Raw genomic sequence first — 15,139 nt, forward strand, 5'->3', positions numbered from 1 at the left:
ATTCGGGGGGCCGACTGTGGGAGCGAGCTTGCTCGCGAAAGCGGTTCATCAGTCAAAGCAATGTTGCCTGACACACTGCCTTCGCGAGCAAGCTCGCTCCCACATGAATATTTAGTGCGACTGGCCATGCCACGGCACCAGTTTGCGTTGCAGCGCACGCAGGCCCATTTCCATGGCGAAGGCGATCAGCGCGATCACCAGAATCCCCAGCACCACCACATCGGTGACCAGAAATTGCGCAGCCGACTGCACCATGAAGCCCAAACCGCTGGTGGCGGCGATCAGTTCGGCAGCCACCAGCGTCGACCAACCCACGCCAAGACCAATGCGCACGCCGGTCAGAATGTCCGGTAACGCACTTGGCAAAATCACATGGCGAATCAGTTGGGCCCGGGTTGCACCCAACGACTGCGCGGCGCGCAATTTTGCGGGGTCGACGGTACGTACGCCGGTCGCGGTGGCGATGGCGATCGGGGCGAAGATCGCCAGATAGATCAGCAACACCTTGGACAGCTCACCGATGCCGCACCAGATCACGATCAGCGGCAGGTAGGCCAACGGTGGAATTGGCCGGTAGAACTCGATCAGCGGATCGAGAATGCCGCGTGCGATGCGGTTGTGACCGATGGCGATACCAACCGGCACGGCGGTCAGGACTGCAAAGCCCAAGCCCAGACCAATCCGGCTGAGGCTCGCGCCCAGATGTTGCCAGAGGCTCGAGTCCATATAACCCGTGGTCGCCAGCAACCAGCCTTTTTGCAGGATGGCCGACGGCGGTGGCAGGAACAACGGCTCGATCAGGCCACTGGCAGTAACAGCCCACCAAACAGCGAGCAAAGTGATCAGCGTCAGTACGCTGATCCAGCGTGTACCGAGGCTGCGACGCAGCGGAATAAACGTCGATGGGGTGGCCGGGCTGGCCGTCGTGGCCGGGATTTCATAGCTGCTCATGCGCGCTCCTGCCGCTGGGCGGCGCTGCGTTGGGAGAACACACGGGCGAGTACGTGTTCGCGGGTTTCGATAAAGCGTGGGTCGGATTTGATCGCCCGAGCCGATTCGCCAGCGGCATAGCGCTGACCGAAATCCAGCGACAAGCGCTCGACGATTTGCCCAGGGTTAGGGGCCAACAGAATCAAGTCTGTGGCCAGGAACACTGCTTCTTCAATGTCGTGGGTAATCAGAAACACCGGTTTGGCGGTGCGCCGCCAGACTTGCAACAGCAGTTCCTGCATCTGTTCGCGGGTGAACGCATCAAGGGCGCCGAAGGGTTCGTCCATCAGCAGCACGCGTGGGTCGGCAGCGAGGGCGCGGGCCAAGCCGACACGCTGCTTCTGACCGCCTGAGAGCTGCCAGATGCGGCGCGCGTCAAAGCCTGCGAGGTCGACCAGCGCGAGCATTTCCCGGGCGCGGATTTCGCGTTTATCACGCGGTACACCGGCCAGTTCCAGACCGAAACCGACGTTGGCCAACACGTCCTGCCAAGGCAGTAGCGCATCGTCCTGGAACACCACGCCACGCTCGGCGCTCGGACCTTTGACTGGCACGCCGTCGAGGGTGATGCGCCCGGCGCTGGGTTCGACGAAGCCGGCGATCAGGTTCAACAGCGAGGTCTTGCCGCTGCCGGACGGGCCGAGGGCGACCAGCAATTGCTGGGGCCCAAGGCTTAAGGAAATATCCGCCAGCACCGGTTCGGCAGTGCCGGGGTACTGTGCGCTGATGCGCTCCAGCTGTAGCAAGGCCATCGCGGTCAACTCCCGATCAATTAGTGATGTACTTGGCGCTGACGTAAGGGGCGTAGTCCGGCAGCACAGCCTCAACCTTGCCTTGTTCCTTGAGGAACGCCGCGGTATCGGTGATGGCCTTGGTGGTCGGCGCGCCGAGGGTGATCACCTGATCGGCCGCCAGCGGGTAGACGTTGCCCTGCAGCAGCAACGGGATGTCGCTGGCCTTGGCGCCAGAGAGTTTCACTAGCTTGTCGACATTGCCCTTATCCGCCAGCCAGGCTTGTGGGTCCTTGCGGTAGTGGGCGTAGGCGTCGAGGGTGACTTTGGCGAAGGCGCTGACGATTTCCGGGTGCTTCTCGGCGAAATCCTTGCGCACGATCCACGCATCGAAGGTCGGCGCGCCGAATTTGGCCAGTTCGCCGGAAGTGATCAGCACTTTGCCGTTTTCCTTGGCAACGCCCAGCGCCGGGTCCCACACGTAGGTGGCGTCGATGTCGCCGCGTTTCCAAGCGGCAATGATTGCCGGCGGCGCGAGATTGAGGATCTGGACTTTCGACGGGTCGATGTTCCAGTGCTTGAGCGCGGCCAGCAGGCTGTAGTGGCCGGTGGAAACAAACGGTACGGCGATTTTCTTGCCGATCAGGTCCTGCGGGGTCTTGATCCCGGAACCGTCACGGGCCACCAGTGCTTCGGCCGCGCCGATCTGGGTGGCGATGAGAAAGGTTTCGACCGGAACCTTGCGGGTGATTGCAGCGGTCAGCGGGCTGGAACCAAGGTAGCCGATCTGCACGTCGCCCGAGGCGATGGCGGCGATGATGTCGGCACCGTTGTCGAACTTGCGCCAGTCGATTTTGGCGTGGGTGGCGGTTTCGTAAGTGCCGTCAGCCTGAGCGACTTTGGCCGGGTCGACGGTAGTCTGGTAGGCGACAGTGACGTCAGCCGCTTGAGCGAAAAAGCTCGCTGCGGCCAGGGATGCGGCCGCCAGGAGGCGGAGGGGGAAGTGCAGTTTCATCATGAAAGTCCTCATCAGGCGGCCGGGGTTTCGGCAAGTGATGAGACTAAATGATCTAAGAATTCGAAAATAAATAACTTTTTCGAATGAGCTTATGAGCGGAAAACCCTGACAGCGACCGCTGTGTGCTCATCGCGAGCAAGCCTGTGTGGGGCACGCGACATGATCGTTCCCACGCTCTGCGTGGGAATGCCTCTAGGGACGCTCCGCGTCCAGTGACGCGGAGCGTCACGGGCTGCATTCCCACGCGGGAGCGTGGGAACGATCGGCGGATTTAGTTACTGATCGCCAGAATGCTCGCCTGGTACGAGCCGACAAACACGTCGAAATCACCGACTTCGTTCTGCTCAAGCTCAGTTTGCTGAGCCAGCGACGAGCGCGCCAACTCTTCAAAGCGTGCCTGCTCTTCGGCAGGCAGCGGCTCGCTGCGGAAGAACTCGGCGTGCGCCTGACTCTGGCGCAGGGAGAACTGGGCGAAGCTTTCCTTGTGCTCGGTCATCGCTGCCAGCACTTGTGCGGAAGGGGTCAGGGAAGGGTTCTGGATTTTCGCCAGTTGCGCGTCGAGGGCTTTGCTATGGGTGTCACCGCCATGGCTCTGATCGAGCAGCGCGGCCAGCGGGGCGATTTTTTCCAGCAGCTCCAAGGCCCACTCTTTCATGTCCACCGACTGACCATCGCGTTGCAGTTGCAGGCCCGGACGGCGACCTTCCTTGACCACGCTGAGGAAGTTCGAGGTGGCGTTGCCGCAGGTGTTGGCGGTCAGCAGCGGGCTTTCGTTCAGCGCGCAATACAGCAGGAACGCGTCGAGGAAGCGCGCTTCCGGCAGGTCGATGCCCATCGGCATGAACGGGTTGATGTCCAGCAGGCGCACTTCAACGTACTGGATGCCACGGGCCATCAGCGCCTGGATCGGCCGTTCGCCGGTGTAGGTCACGCGTTTCGGGCGAATGTTGGAGTAGTACTCGTTTTCGATCTGCAGGATGTTGGTGTTGAGCTGAACCCACTCACCGTCCTGGTGCGTGCCGATTTCGACGTACGGCGCGTAAGGCGTGGCCACCGCTTTGCGCAGGCTGTCGGTGTAGCTGTTCAGGTCGTTGTAGCACGGCGTCAGTCCGGCTTGCGCGTTGCTCTGGTAACCCAGATCGCTCATGCGCAGGCTGGTGGCGTACGGCAGGTACAGCGTCTCGGCGTCGAATTGCTCCAGCTGATGGGAACGACCGCGCAGGAAACCGGCGTCCAGCGCTGGCGAGGCCCCGAACAGGTACATCAACAGCCAGCTGTAGCGGCGGAAGTTGCGGATCAGCGCGATGTAGGCCGACGACTGATAGTCGCGGTCGGTGCCGACAAAGCCATCAGCTTCTTTGAGCAGCGGCCAGAGTTTTTCCGGCAGCGAAAAATTGTAGTGAATCCCGGCGATGCACTGCATGGTCTTGCCGTAACGCAGGGCCAGGCCCTTGCGGTAGACGTACTTGAGCTGACCGATGTTGGAGGTGCCGTAGTAGGCGATCGGGATATCTTCCTCGGCCGGCAGCGGGCACGGCATCGACGGGCTCCACAGGTACTCGTTGCCGAGCTTGCTGTAGGCAAAGCGGTGAATTTTGTCGAGGCTCGCCAGCGTGTCCGCAGGGTCCGGCAGGGCAGGCGTGATGAACTCCAGCAGCGACTCGGAATAGTCGGTGGTGATCTGTTCATTGGTCAGCGCGGAACCCAGGCTTTCAGGGTGCGGCGTTTGCGCCAGGCGACCTTCGCCCGTCACGCGCAGGCATTCACGTTCGATGCCGTGAAGACACTGTTCGAGCAGAGAGAGGTTAGCGCGCTCGCCGAGCAGAGCCAGGCGGCGGTTGAGAAGTTCGCTCAAGTTGGATTCCTTCACGCGTCAGTCGCCCCAATATGGGGGTGGGTAGGACGGTCTACAAGGGTGAAGTTAAAACTGGCGTTTTCGCCTCATTATCGAGCTGCGATGACCCACTCGCAAAGGCCAATACTTCATCCCTGAAACTTGCTATCGCGCACGAAAAAACATCGGCGCAGCTTTCGCAGCGCCGAAATTAACTCAAATTGATGATGCGCATCTACAGGACAGCGAACGTGCCTTGTGCTTTTGCGACCAGTTTGTCGCCTTGCACCACATCGGCTTCGACCACCAGCGTGCGCCGGCCCGGGTGAACCACCCGGGCGGTGCACAGGACTTCGCCTTCGGAAACGGCGCGCACGTAGTTGATCTTGCACTCGATGGTCGCGCTCTGCTGGTCAAAACCATGGGAACTGGAACAGGCCAGCCCCATGGCAATGTCCACCAGACTGAACAGCGCCCCGCCGTGCAGCTTGCCTCCGCGATTGCGCAGCTGCGGCTCAAGCGCCAGGGCGACTTGCGCCACCCCGACCTCAAGGCTGTGCAAACGGCAACCCAGCAGCTTGAAAAAAGCGCTTTCGGTCAACCCCGCAGGGATTTCCATCAGCGCTTCTTCAACTGCTTGGCGTTGGCGAACAGCGACGCCATGGCGTTGTTACTCGGCGCCGCTGCCGTGGTTTCCTTACGCGGTGCGGTGTTCGAAGACTGACGCGGCGCCGAACCTGGACGTGCGCCACGAGCGCCGTCGATCTTCTCGCCCGGGGTGTCGCTCATGCGCATCGACAGGCCAACGCGTTTACGCGGGATGTCGACTTCCATGACTTTGACCTTGACCACGTCACCGGCTTTCACCGCCTCACGCGGATCCTTGATGAATTTCTCCGAAAGCGCGGAGATATGCACCAAACCGTCCTGATGCACGCCGATATCGACGAAGGCGCCGAAGTTGGTCACGTTGGTCACCACGCCTTCGAGGATCATCCCCAGTTGCAAGTCCTTGAGGTCTTCGACGCCTTCCTGGAACTCGGCGGTCTTGAACTCTGGACGTGGGTCGCGGCCCGGCTTTTCCAGTTCTTGCAGGATGTCGGTGACCGTTGGCAGACCGAAGGTTTCGTCGGTGTACTTCTTCGGGTCGAGACGCTTGAGGAAAGCAGCGTCGCCGATCAGCGAGCGGATGTCGCGGTCGGTTTCAGCGGCGATGCGTTGCACCAGTGGATAGGCTTCCGGGTGAACCGCGGAGGAGTCCAGCGGGTTGTCGCCGTTCATCACGCGCAGGAAGCCGGCCGCCTGTTCGAAGGTTTTTTCGCCGAGACGGGCGACTTTCTTCAGCGCTGCGCGGGTCTTGAAGGCGCCATTTTCATCACGGTGAGTCACGATGTTCTGCGCCAGGGTCGCGTTGAGGCCGGAGATGCGGGCCAGCAGTGCAACGGAGGCGGTGTTCACGTCGACGCCAACGGCGTTCACGCAGTCCTCGACCACCGCGTCCAGGCCACGCGCCAGTTTCAACTGCGATACGTCGTGCTGGTACTGGCCGACACCGATGGATTTCGGATCGATTTTCACCAGCTCGGCCAGCGGGTCTTGCAAGCGACGGGCAATCGACACCGCGCCACGGATCGACACGTCGAGGTCCGGGAATTCCTTGGAGGCCAGCTCCGAGGCCGAGTAAACCGAAGCGCCGGCTTCGGAGACCATGACCTTGGTCATTTTCATCGCCGGGTATTTTTTGATCAGGTCCGCGGCGAGCTTGTCGGTTTCACGGCTGGCGGTGCCGTTGCCGATGGCGATCAGGTCCACCGAGTGCTTGGCGCACAGGGCCGCAAGCACGGCGATGGTCTGGTCCCACTTGTTGTGCGGCACGTGCGGGTAAACCGTGGCGTGATCCAGCAGCTTGCCGGTGGCGTCGACCACCGCCACCTTGCAACCGGTGCGCAGGCCCGGGTCCAGGCCCAGCGTGGCGCGTGGGCCGGCAGGAGCGGCCAGCAGCAAGTCGTGCAGGTTATGCGCGAAGACGTTGATCGCTTCGGTCTCGGCGCCGTCACGCAGCTCACCGAGCAGGTCGGTTTCCAGGTGGGTGTAGAGCTTGACCTTCCAGGTCCAGCGCACCACTTCACCGAGCCATTTGTCGGCCGGGCGGTTCTGGTTGGCGATGCCGAATTGCTGACCGATCATGCCTTCGCACGGGTGCATGGTGCCCGGCAGTTCATCACCGACTTTCAGCGCGGAGCTGAGGATGCCTTCGTTGCGGCCACGGAAAATCGCCAGGGCGCGGTGCGATGGCATGCTTTTCAGCGGTTCGTCGTGTTCGAAATAGTCGCGGAACTTGGCGCCTTCTTCTTCCTTGCCGGTGATCACGCGGGCACTGAGCGTGGCTTCCTGCTTCAGGTAACTGCGCAACTTGTCGAGCAGGTTGGCATCTTCGGCGAAGCGTTCCATGAGGATGTACTTGGCGCCTTCGAGGGCCGCCTTCACGTCTGCCACGCCTTTTTCGGCGTTGACGAAGCGTGCGGCTTCGGTGTCTGGCGTCAGGTTCGGGTCGTTGAACAGGCCGTCGGCCAGTTCGCCAAGGCCGGCTTCCAGGGCGATCTGGCCCTTGGTGCGGCGTTTTTGCTTGTACGGCAGGTACAAGTCTTCGAGGCGGGTCTTGGTGTCGGCGAGTTTGATATCGCGCTCAAGTTGCGGGGTCAGCTTGCCTTGCTCTTCGATGCTGGCAAGGATGCTGATGCGCCGTTCGTCGAGTTCTCGCAGGTAGCGCAGACGCTCTTCCAGATGCCGTAACTGGGTGTCATCGAGGCTGCCGGTCACTTCTTTCCGGTAGCGGGCGATGAAGGGCACCGTGGAGCCTTCATCGAGTAGCGCGACGGCCGCTTCGACCTGTTGTGGGCGTACACCGAGTTCCTCGGCGATGCGGCTGTTGATGCTGTCCATAAAACCACCTGACAAATTGTGAAAGCAGGCTCGCGGGCGCAGGGCATAAGGCCCGGCGAGTCTGGTTGAGCGGCCTGGCCAGCGCCGCTACCTGGATCAAAAGACATCCCATTGACCCGTGGAATCGAACAATTACTGCCGGGCGATGAGAAATAAAAAGTCGCCACCGGCAGTAACGATCAGACGTTGCCCGACACAAAAGGCCGCGCATTATAACCGCCGTTCTGCCCAATGGGGGCATCGCGGGCTGTAGGCATAAAGGCCATGTCGCTGGCGGTAGAGGAAAAATCTGCTAACAATGCACACGGTGCGTATAACGGCAGCTACGCCATAATGCGCGCCGAGATCAAAGGAGCATCCAATGAGCAGCACTGCACAAACTGCTGAAGGCGAAAAAATTCTTATCGTTGACGACGATCCGGGGCTCAGCAGCCTGCTGGAACGTTTTTTCGTCAGCAAGGGCTATCGTGCCCGCGCCGTACCGAACACCGAACAGATGGATCGTCTGCTGGCGCGTGAAGTGTTCAACCTGGTCGTCCTCGACCTGATGTTGCCCGGCGAAGACGGCCTGACTGCGTGCCGCCGTTTGCGTGGCGCAAACAATCAGATCCCGATCATCATGCTGACCGCCAAGGGCGATGAGCTGAGCCGTATCAAAGGCCTGGAACTGGGCGCCGACGATTACCTGGCCAAGCCGTTCAACCCGGACGAGCTGATGGCGCGGGTCAAAGCGGTCCTGCGTCGCCAGTCGGCTCCCGTGCCGGGCGCACCGGGCAGCGAAGATGAAAGCGTGACTTTCGGTGATTACGAATTGTCGTTGGCGACTCGCGAGCTCAAGCGCGGCGACGAAGTACACATGCTCACCACCGGTGAATTCGCGGTGCTCAAGGCGTTGGTGATGAATGCGCGTCAACCACTGACCCGCGACAAGCTGATGAATCTGGCCCGTGGCCGCGAATGGGATGCCCTGGAGCGTTCCATCGACGTACAGATTTCCCGCCTGCGCCGGATGATCGAGCCTGATCCGTCGAAACCACGCTACATTCAAACGGTCTGGGGCGTGGGTTACGTGTTCGTTCCGGACGGCACCGCGACCAAGTGATCGGTGATTTGTAGGAGCGGGTCAGCCGGGTAACGTGTCACCCGGTTGATTCGCGATCCGCAACTCTGCGAGCTTCGCTCGCTCCTGCAAAGTATGTAGCGGTTGTCTATGAAAACCCCCGTGTGGTTCCCCCAAAGTTTCTTCTCGCGCACGCTCTGGCTGGTGCTGATCGTCGTGCTGTTTTCCAAGGCGCTGACCCTGGTTTATCTGTTGATGAACGAGGACGTGCTGGTGGACCGCCAATACAGTCACGGTGTCGCGCTGACTTTGCGTGCCTACTGGGCTGCGGACGAAGAAAACCGGGCGAAAATTGCCGATGCCGCGACACTGATTCGTGTGGTGGGCGCCGGTGTTCCCGAGGGTGAACAGCATTGGCCCTACAGCGAAATCTACCAACGACAGATGCAGGCCGAACTGGGTGCCGATACCGAAGTGCGATTGCGCATGCACGCACCGCCGGCGCTCTGGGTCCGGGCTCCGAGCCTGGGTGACGGCTGGCTGAAAGTACCGCTGTACCCGCATCCGTTGCGTGGCCAGAAAATCTGGAACGTACTCGGCTGGTTTCTTGCCATCGGCTTGTTATCCACCGCGTCGGCGTGGATTTTCGTCAGCCAGCTCAACCAGCCGCTCAAGCGGCTGGTCGATGCCGCCCGGCAACTGGGCCAGGGGCGCAGCGTGCGCCTGCCGATCAGCGACACACCGAGCGAAATGACCGAGGTCTATCGGGCGTTCAACCAGATGGCGGAAGACGTTGAACAGGCCGGCCGCGAACGTGAATTGATGCTCGCCGGGGTATCACATGACCTGCGCACACCGTTGACCCGCTTGCGTCTGTCGCTGGAGCTGATGGGCAACCACAGCGACCTGAGCGACGACATGGTGCGTGACATCGAAGACATGGACGCGATTCTCGACCAGTTCCTGGCGTTCATTCGCGATGGTCGGGACGAGTCGGTCGAGGAAGTCGACCTGAGTGATCTGGTGCGCGAAGTGGCGGCGCCTTACAACCAGAACGAGGAGCGGGTGCGCTTGCGTCTGGAGCCGATTCAGCCGTTCCCGTTGCGTCGGGTGTCGATGAAGCGACTCTTGAACAACCTGATCGGCAACGCCTTGCATCACGCAGGCAGCGGCGTTGAGGTGGCGGCGTATGTCTCGGGAGATGTCAGCGCGCCGTATGTGGTGCTGAGCGTCATGGACCGTGGCGCCGGGATCGATCCGTCAGAGCTGGAAGCGATCTTCAACCCGTTCACCCGTGGCGACCGTGCGCGGGGCGGCAAGGGCACCGGGCTGGGGTTGGCCATCGTCAAGCGGATTGCTTCGATGCATGGCGGCAACGTTGAACTGCGCAACCGCTCCGGTGGCGGCCTGGAAGCGCGGGTGAGATTGCCGCTTGGGTTGATGTTGCCCAGAGATGCGGTTTAAGACGCCAGCATTGTTGTTGGGGTATAGGGCCTCTTCGCGAGCAAGCTCGCTCCCACAGGGATCTCGGTCGTACACAATTGTGTGTTCGCTGAAGATCAAAATGTGGGAGCGAGCTTGCTCGCGAAGGCGGCGTCCCTGCCGCTGAAAAGGTTGAGATTAACCCTTACCCTTGGTCCGCGTCATATTCGGCCCGCCGTTCTTCTCGATGTGCTGAATGATGATCCCTGCCACGTCCTTGCTGGTGGTGGTTTCGATCCCTTCCAGCCCCGGCGACGAGTTCACTTCCATCACCAGCGGCCCATGGTTGGAGCGCAGGATATCCACACCCGCCACGCTCAGGCCCATGACCTTGGCTGCACGCAGCGCGGTCATGCGCTCTTCGGGGGTGATCTTGATCAGGCTGGCGCTGCCGCCACGGTGCAGGTTGGAGCGGAACTCGCCCGGCTTGGCCTGGCGCTTCATCGCGGCGATCACCTTGTCGCCGACCACGAAGCAACGAATGTCGGCACCGCCGGCTTCCTTGATGTATTCCTGAACCATGATGTTCTGCTTGAGGCCCATGAACGCCTCGATCACCGACTCCGCCGCCGTCGCCGTTTCACACATCACCACGCCGATGCCCTGAGTGCCTTCCAGCACCTTGATCACCAACGGTGCGCCGTTGACCATTTCGATCAGGTCGGGAATGTCGTCCGGCGAGTGAGCAAAACCGGTGACCGGCAAACCGATACCGCGACGTGAAAGCAATTGCAGCGAGCGCAGTTTGTCCCGCGAACGGGCAATGGCCACCGACTCGTTGAGCGGGAACACGCCCATCATTTCAAACTGACGCAATACCGCGCAGCCATAAAAAGTCACCGAAGCGCCGATCCGCGGGATCACAGCGTCAAAACCTTCCAGCGGCTTGCCGCGGTAGTGGATCTGCGGCTTATGACTGGCAATGTTCATATAGGCGCGCAGAGTATCGATCACCACCATCTCATGGCCGCGTTCGGTGCCGGCTTCAACCAGGCGACGAGTGGAATACAGACGCGGGTTCCGCGACAGCACAGCGATCTTCATGCAACACCTGTGGAAGAGGTAGTGGACACCGGGAACACCGGCTTGTCTTGAACGTATTTAATGCCCGGATTGACCACCAACTGGCCGTCAACCAGGGCTTTTGAACCGAGTAACAGGCGATAACGCATGGACTTGCGACAGGTGAGAGTGAACTCCACTCGCCACACCCGATCGCCGAGCGCCAGGGTGGTACTGATCACGTAACGCACCTGCGCTTGGCCGTTGGAGCTTTTAATGGTTTTCATCGTCACCAGCGGCGCTTCACAGCGGCGGTGACGCAGCTGCACCACCGTGCCCAGGTGCGCATTGAAACGCACCCACGTTTCCCCGTCGCGCTCAAACGGCTCGATTTCGGTGGCATGCAGGGTGGAAGTGCTGGCGCCGGTGTCGATCTTCGCCCGCAGGCCTGCGACTCCCAAATCAGGGAGCGCCACCCACTCGCGCAGACCCACAACGGTCAAATGGTCAAATGTCTTCAAATGTGCTCAACCGGTGAGGAACCGTTCGCACCGCAAAGCGGCCGAATTCGCGGTATTCACGCAGAATAATAGGTAAAAGGCGACAGATATCTACGGCCCGGATTTCCCGCCCCCGAGCGCAACCCGGAAGCGTCGCGCATTGTATGCTGAACCGGCGAAATTCATGGCACGACAGAAACGGTAGTACAGTTCAGAAATATTTCAGAATGAGGAAAACCCATGGCACAAAAAAACGAAGAGGACGACAAAGTCCGTCTCGATAAGTGGTTGTGGGCGGCGCGCTTCTACAAAACCCGTGCGCTGGCCAAAGCTGCGATCGAAAGCGGCAAGGTGCATTGCCGGGGTGAGCGCTGCAAGCCGGGCAAGGAACCGAGGATTGGCGACGAGTTTCAGATTCGCGCCGGTTTCGATGAACGCACCGTGATGGTCCAGGCACTCTCGATCGTCCGTCGTGGCGCCCCTGAGGCGCAGATGTTGTACGTTGAGACCGAAGCCAGCATCGCCAAACGCGAAAACGCCGCAGCCCAGCGCAAGGCCGGCGCCTTGGGCGTCAGCACCGACGGCAAGCCGAGCAAGAAACAGCGCCGGGACCTGTTCAAGTTTCATGGCAGCAACGCGGAGTGAGATGTGATCGTTCCCACGCGCAGCAAAGGAATGCCTCTACGGACGCTCCGCGTTCGGCTCTTGGGACGCGGAGCGTCCCGGGCTGCATTCCCACGCAGGAGCGTAGGAACGATCAAGAGTAAGCTGTCGTTCTGATCGGACTAAACTACCCAGCGTCACTATGCCGCGGTTCGACCTTGCTTGGAACAAACCCGGATTGTTCATAAAATGCCTGTCATGGCCAACATTAATGCACCGAGACGGTGCGCAAGGCGCGACTCTCAGCCCTTGTCATCCTTTAGTCTTCACTTCAGATACCCAGACCTATGACTGATCTACCGGATACCGACTACACCCAACGCTTCATCTTCGATGACAGCGACGCCCGCGGCGAGCTGGTTGCGTTGGAGCGTAGCTATGCCGAAGTCCTCGCCAAACACCCCTATCCGGAGCCGGTCGCGCAACTGCTTGGCGAACTGATGGCGGCTGCGGCGCTGCTGGTCGGCACCTTGAAGTTCGATGGCTTGCTGATCCTGCAGGCGCGTTCCGAAGGCCCGGTGTCGTTATTGATGATCGAGTGCTCCAGCGAGCGTGAAATCCGTGGCCTAGCCCGTTATGACGCAGACCTGATTGCTGCCGACGCGACCCTGGCCGACATGATGCCCAACGGCATGCTGGCACTCACCGTCGATCCAACCCAAGGCCAGCGTTATCAGGGCATCGTCGACCTCGACGGCGCGACCCTGGCAGACTGCTTCACCAACTATTTCGTCATGTCCCAGCAAGTCGGCACGCGCTTCTGGCTGCACGCCGACGGCCGTCGCGCCCGTGGTCTGCTGCTGCAACAACTGCCGGCCGACCGCCTGAAAGACGAAGAAGACCGCGCCGCCAGCTGGCAGCACATCACCGCGCTGGGCAGCACCCTGACCGCCGATGAATTGCTGAGTCTGGACAACGAAACCATCTTGCATCGTCTCTACCACGAAGAGCAGGTGCGCCTGTTTGACGTGCAGAAACTACGCTTCCGTTGCAGTTGCTCGCGTGAGCGTTCGGGCAATGCCCTGGTCAGCCTGGGTCTGGAAGATGCCCAGGCACTGGTCATCGAACACGGTGGCCGCATCGAGATCGACTGCCAGTTCTGCAACCATCGCTACCTGTTTGATGCGGCCGATATCACCCAATTGTTCGCCGGAGCGGGTGTCGATACGCCGTCAGATACCCGTCACTAAAACGCTTCAGCGCAGGTAAATTCACTGGTAAACGCCGGAATAACGCCGTCCTGACGGGAGGGCCCTACTATTTTTGGGCTTTTCTGGCATAATCCGGCCCACTTTTTTCGCGGTAGTAGTGCGCGACTTTCTACTACAAAACGTTTGGAGCACTCGGCCACTGGCCGACGGGGAACCTCATGACGCAAGCCAATAATGCTGTGTACACCGATCTGAGTGTTGATGATCTGGTTAAAGAAGCCCTGAGTCGCGGTGAGGGCGAGCTTGCCGATACCGGCGCGCTGGTCGTTCGCACCGGTCACCGTACCGGTCGTTCGCCAGTCGACCGTTTCATCGTTGAAGAGCCAAGCACTCAGGCCGCCATCGCCTGGGGCCCGATCAACCGCAAGTTCCCGGCCGACAAGTTCGATGCCCTGTGGGCTCGCGTCGAGGCGTTCAACAACGCTCAAGAGCATTTCGTTTCCCACGTGCACGTAGGTTCGGCTGAAGAGCATTACCTGGCCGTGAAAATGACCACCCAGACTGCCTGGCAGAACCTGTTCGGTCGTTGCCTGTTCATCAACCCGGCCAAGTACAACCCGGCCGGTCGTGAAGAGTGGCAAGTTCTGAACGTCGCCAACTTCGAGTGCGTGCCAGAGCGTGACGGCACCAACTCCGACGGCTGCGTGATCATCAACTTCGCCCAGAAGAAAGTGCTGCTCGCCGGCATGCGCTACGCCGGTGAAATGAAGAAAGCCATGTTCTCGGTGCAGAACTTCCTGCTGCCGGCCGCTGACGTGCTGCCAATGCACTGCGCCGCCAACATCGGCGAAGAGGGCGACGTGACCCTGTTCTTCGGTCTGTCCGGCACCGGCAAGACCACCCTGTCCGCCGACGAAAGCCGTTACCTGATCGGTGACGACGAACACGGCTGGGGCGAGGGCGTGGTGTTCAACATCGAAGGCGGTTGCTATGCCAAGTGCATCGACCTGTCCGAGAAGAACGAGCCAGTCATCTGGAAAGCCATCAAGCACGGCGCAGTCCTGGAAAACGTTGTTATCGACGACGCCAAGCACGCCGACTACACCGATGTCAGCCTGACCCAGAACAGCCGCGCCGCCTACCCGCTGGAGCACGTTGCCAAGCGTTCCGAGAAGAACCTCGGTGGCGAGCCAAACGCAGTGATCTTCCTGACCTGCGACCTGACCGGCGTGCTGCCGCCAGTGTCGATCCTCAATGAAGAACAAGCGGCCTACCACTTCCTGTCCGGCTACACCGCATTGGTGGGCTCGACCGAAATGGGTTCGGGCAGCGGCATCAAGTCGACCTTCTCCACCTGCTTCGGCGCACCGTTCTTCCCGCGTCCAGCTGGCGAATACGCAGAGCTGCTGATCAAGCGCATCCGCGGCTTCGGCTCCAAGGTCTACCTGGTCAACACCGGCTGGACTGGCGGCGGCTACGGCGTCGGCAAACGCTTCAACATCCCGACCACCCGCGCGGTGATCGCAGCGATCCAGAGCGGCGCGTTGATCGGTGCAGCCACCGAACACCTCGACACCATCAACCTCGACGTGCCATTGGCCGTACCAGGCGTTGAGACTGGCCTGTTGAACCCACGTAACACCTGGGCTGACAAGGCTGCTTACGATGAGGCTGCCAAGGCGCTGGCCGGTCTGTTCGTTGAGAACTTCAAGAAGTTTGAAGTGAGCGACGCGATCAAGGCTGCTGGGCCGAAGTTGTAATTATC

The 15,139-nt window shown here is 60.7% G+C and carries 13 protein-coding genes; 5 read left to right on the top strand and 8 right to left on the bottom strand.

Translation table 11 applies throughout. The features are described 5' to 3' along the window. Window positions 1-111: 111 nt before the first annotated feature. The 6 genes from tauC to BK658_RS05940 all read right to left on the bottom strand — a co-directional run bounded on the left by tauC (window position 112) and on the right by BK658_RS05940 (window position 7,516). Window positions 112-951, bottom strand: coding sequence for a taurine ABC transporter permease TauC (tauC, locus tag BK658_RS05915; protein WP_123581486.1), 840 nt, complete (start codon window positions 949-951; stop codon window positions 112-114). After that, window positions 948-1,742, bottom strand: a complete 795-nt coding sequence (gene tauB / locus BK658_RS05920) for a taurine ABC transporter ATP-binding subunit (protein WP_123581487.1) — start codon at window positions 1,740-1,742, stop codon at window positions 948-950. Before tauB ends, tauC begins: the two co-directional genes overlap by 4 nt. A 16-nt stretch (window positions 1,743-1,758) precedes the next feature. Beyond that, window positions 1,759-2,736: a taurine ABC transporter substrate-binding protein gene (gene tauA / locus BK658_RS05925; protein WP_123581536.1), complete on the bottom strand. Its 978-nt coding sequence runs from the start codon at window positions 2,734-2,736 to the stop codon at window positions 1,759-1,761. A 274-nt stretch (window positions 2,737-3,010) separates the two neighbouring features. Beyond that, complete coding sequence (gene gshA / locus BK658_RS05930; RefSeq protein ID WP_123581488.1) at window positions 3,011-4,594, bottom strand: glutamate--cysteine ligase; 1,584 nt, start codon at window positions 4,592-4,594, stop codon at window positions 3,011-3,013. 214 nt (window positions 4,595-4,808) lie between these two features. Continuing rightward, the gene (locus tag BK658_RS05935; protein WP_123581489.1) at window positions 4,809-5,192 is read right to left on the bottom strand and encodes a PaaI family thioesterase; all 384 of its coding nucleotides are present in this window, start codon (window positions 5,190-5,192) and stop codon (window positions 4,809-4,811) included. After that, window positions 5,192-7,516: a Tex family protein gene (locus BK658_RS05940; RefSeq protein WP_123581490.1), complete on the bottom strand. Its 2,325-nt coding sequence runs from the start codon at window positions 7,514-7,516 to the stop codon at window positions 5,192-5,194. The genes BK658_RS05935 and BK658_RS05940 overlap by 1 nt, the downstream gene beginning before the upstream one ends. A gap of 361 nt (window positions 7,517-7,877) precedes the next feature. Between BK658_RS05940 and ompR the strand changes: the two genes are divergently transcribed. Together ompR and BK658_RS05950 are read left to right on the top strand one after the other, a co-directional pair. Continuing rightward, window positions 7,878-8,618, top strand: a complete 741-nt coding sequence (ompR, locus tag BK658_RS05945; protein ID WP_054595095.1) for an osmolarity response regulator transcription factor OmpR — start codon at window positions 7,878-7,880, stop codon at window positions 8,616-8,618. Window positions 8,619-8,726: 108 nt separating this feature from the next. Further along, window positions 8,727-10,040, top strand: coding sequence for an ATP-binding protein (locus BK658_RS05950; RefSeq protein ID WP_054595096.1), 1,314 nt, complete (start codon window positions 8,727-8,729; stop codon window positions 10,038-10,040). 156 nt (window positions 10,041-10,196) lie between these two features. Here BK658_RS05950 and rimK read toward each other — a convergent pair whose 3' ends face one another. Both rimK and rimB read right to left on the bottom strand, forming a co-directional pair. Beyond that, complete coding sequence (gene rimK, locus BK658_RS05955) at window positions 10,197-11,102, bottom strand: 30S ribosomal protein S6--L-glutamate ligase (protein ID WP_054595097.1); 906 nt, start codon at window positions 11,100-11,102, stop codon at window positions 10,197-10,199. Next, window positions 11,099-11,581 carry a retropepsin-like aspartic endopeptidase RimB gene (rimB, locus tag BK658_RS05960; RefSeq protein WP_123581491.1) on the bottom strand — a complete coding sequence of 161 codons (483 nt, stop codon included), beginning with the start codon at window positions 11,579-11,581 and terminating at the stop codon, window positions 11,099-11,101. Before rimB ends, rimK begins: the two co-directional genes overlap by 4 nt. 219 nt (window positions 11,582-11,800) lie before the next feature. Between rimB and BK658_RS05965 the strand changes: the two genes are divergently transcribed. The 3 genes from BK658_RS05965 (at window position 11,801) to BK658_RS05980 (ending at window position 15,134) form a co-directional block, all read left to right on the top strand. Further along, entirely contained in the window at window positions 11,801-12,205 is a 405-nt protein-coding gene (locus BK658_RS05965) for an RNA-binding S4 domain-containing protein (RefSeq protein ID WP_123581492.1), read from the top strand. Between the two features lie 305 nt (window positions 12,206-12,510). Further along, window positions 12,511-13,413, top strand: a complete 903-nt coding sequence (hslO, locus tag BK658_RS05970; RefSeq protein ID WP_123581493.1) for an Hsp33 family molecular chaperone HslO — start codon at window positions 12,511-12,513, stop codon at window positions 13,411-13,413. A 179-nt stretch (window positions 13,414-13,592) separates the two neighbouring features. After that, window positions 13,593-15,134, top strand: a complete 1,542-nt coding sequence (locus BK658_RS05980; protein ID WP_123581494.1) for a phosphoenolpyruvate carboxykinase — start codon at window positions 13,593-13,595, stop codon at window positions 15,132-15,134. Window positions 15,135-15,139: the final 5 nt, after the last annotated feature.

Origin of the sequence: Pseudomonas brassicacearum (genome assembly GCF_003732175.1) — a bacterium.
Classification (GTDB): domain Bacteria; phylum Pseudomonadota; class Gammaproteobacteria; order Pseudomonadales; family Pseudomonadaceae; genus Aquipseudomonas; species Aquipseudomonas brassicacearum_G.

Bases quoted from the DNA above. Each gene is read 5' to 3' on its own strand.
- tauC (WP_123581486.1), bottom strand. From the start codon at position 951: ATGAGCAGCTATGAAATCCCGGCCACGACGGCCAGCCCGGCCACCCCA.
- tauB (WP_123581487.1), bottom strand. From the start codon at position 1,742: ATGGCCTTGCTACAGCTGGAGCGCATCAGCGCACAGTACCCCGGCACT.
- tauA (WP_123581536.1), bottom strand. From the start codon at position 2,736: ATGAAACTGCACTTCCCCCTCCGCCTCCTGGCGGCCGCATCCCTGGCC.
- BK658_RS05935 (WP_123581489.1), bottom strand. From the start codon at position 5,192: ATGGAAATCCCTGCGGGGTTGACCGAAAGCGCTTTTTTCAAGCTGCTG.
- BK658_RS05940 (WP_123581490.1), bottom strand. From the start codon at position 7,516: ATGGACAGCATCAACAGCCGCATCGCCGAGGAACTCGGTGTACGCCCA.
- ompR (WP_054595095.1), top strand. From the start codon at position 7,878: ATGAGCAGCACTGCACAAACTGCTGAAGGCGAAAAAATTCTTATCGTT.
- BK658_RS05950 (WP_054595096.1), top strand. From the start codon at position 8,727: ATGAAAACCCCCGTGTGGTTCCCCCAAAGTTTCTTCTCGCGCACGCTC.
- rimK (WP_054595097.1), bottom strand. From the start codon at position 11,102: ATGAAGATCGCTGTGCTGTCGCGGAACCCGCGTCTGTATTCCACTCGT.
- BK658_RS05965 (WP_123581492.1), top strand. From the start codon at position 11,801: ATGGCACAAAAAAACGAAGAGGACGACAAAGTCCGTCTCGATAAGTGG.
- hslO (WP_123581493.1), top strand. From the start codon at position 12,511: ATGACTGATCTACCGGATACCGACTACACCCAACGCTTCATCTTCGAT.
- BK658_RS05980 (WP_123581494.1), top strand. From the start codon at position 13,593: ATGACGCAAGCCAATAATGCTGTGTACACCGATCTGAGTGTTGATGAT.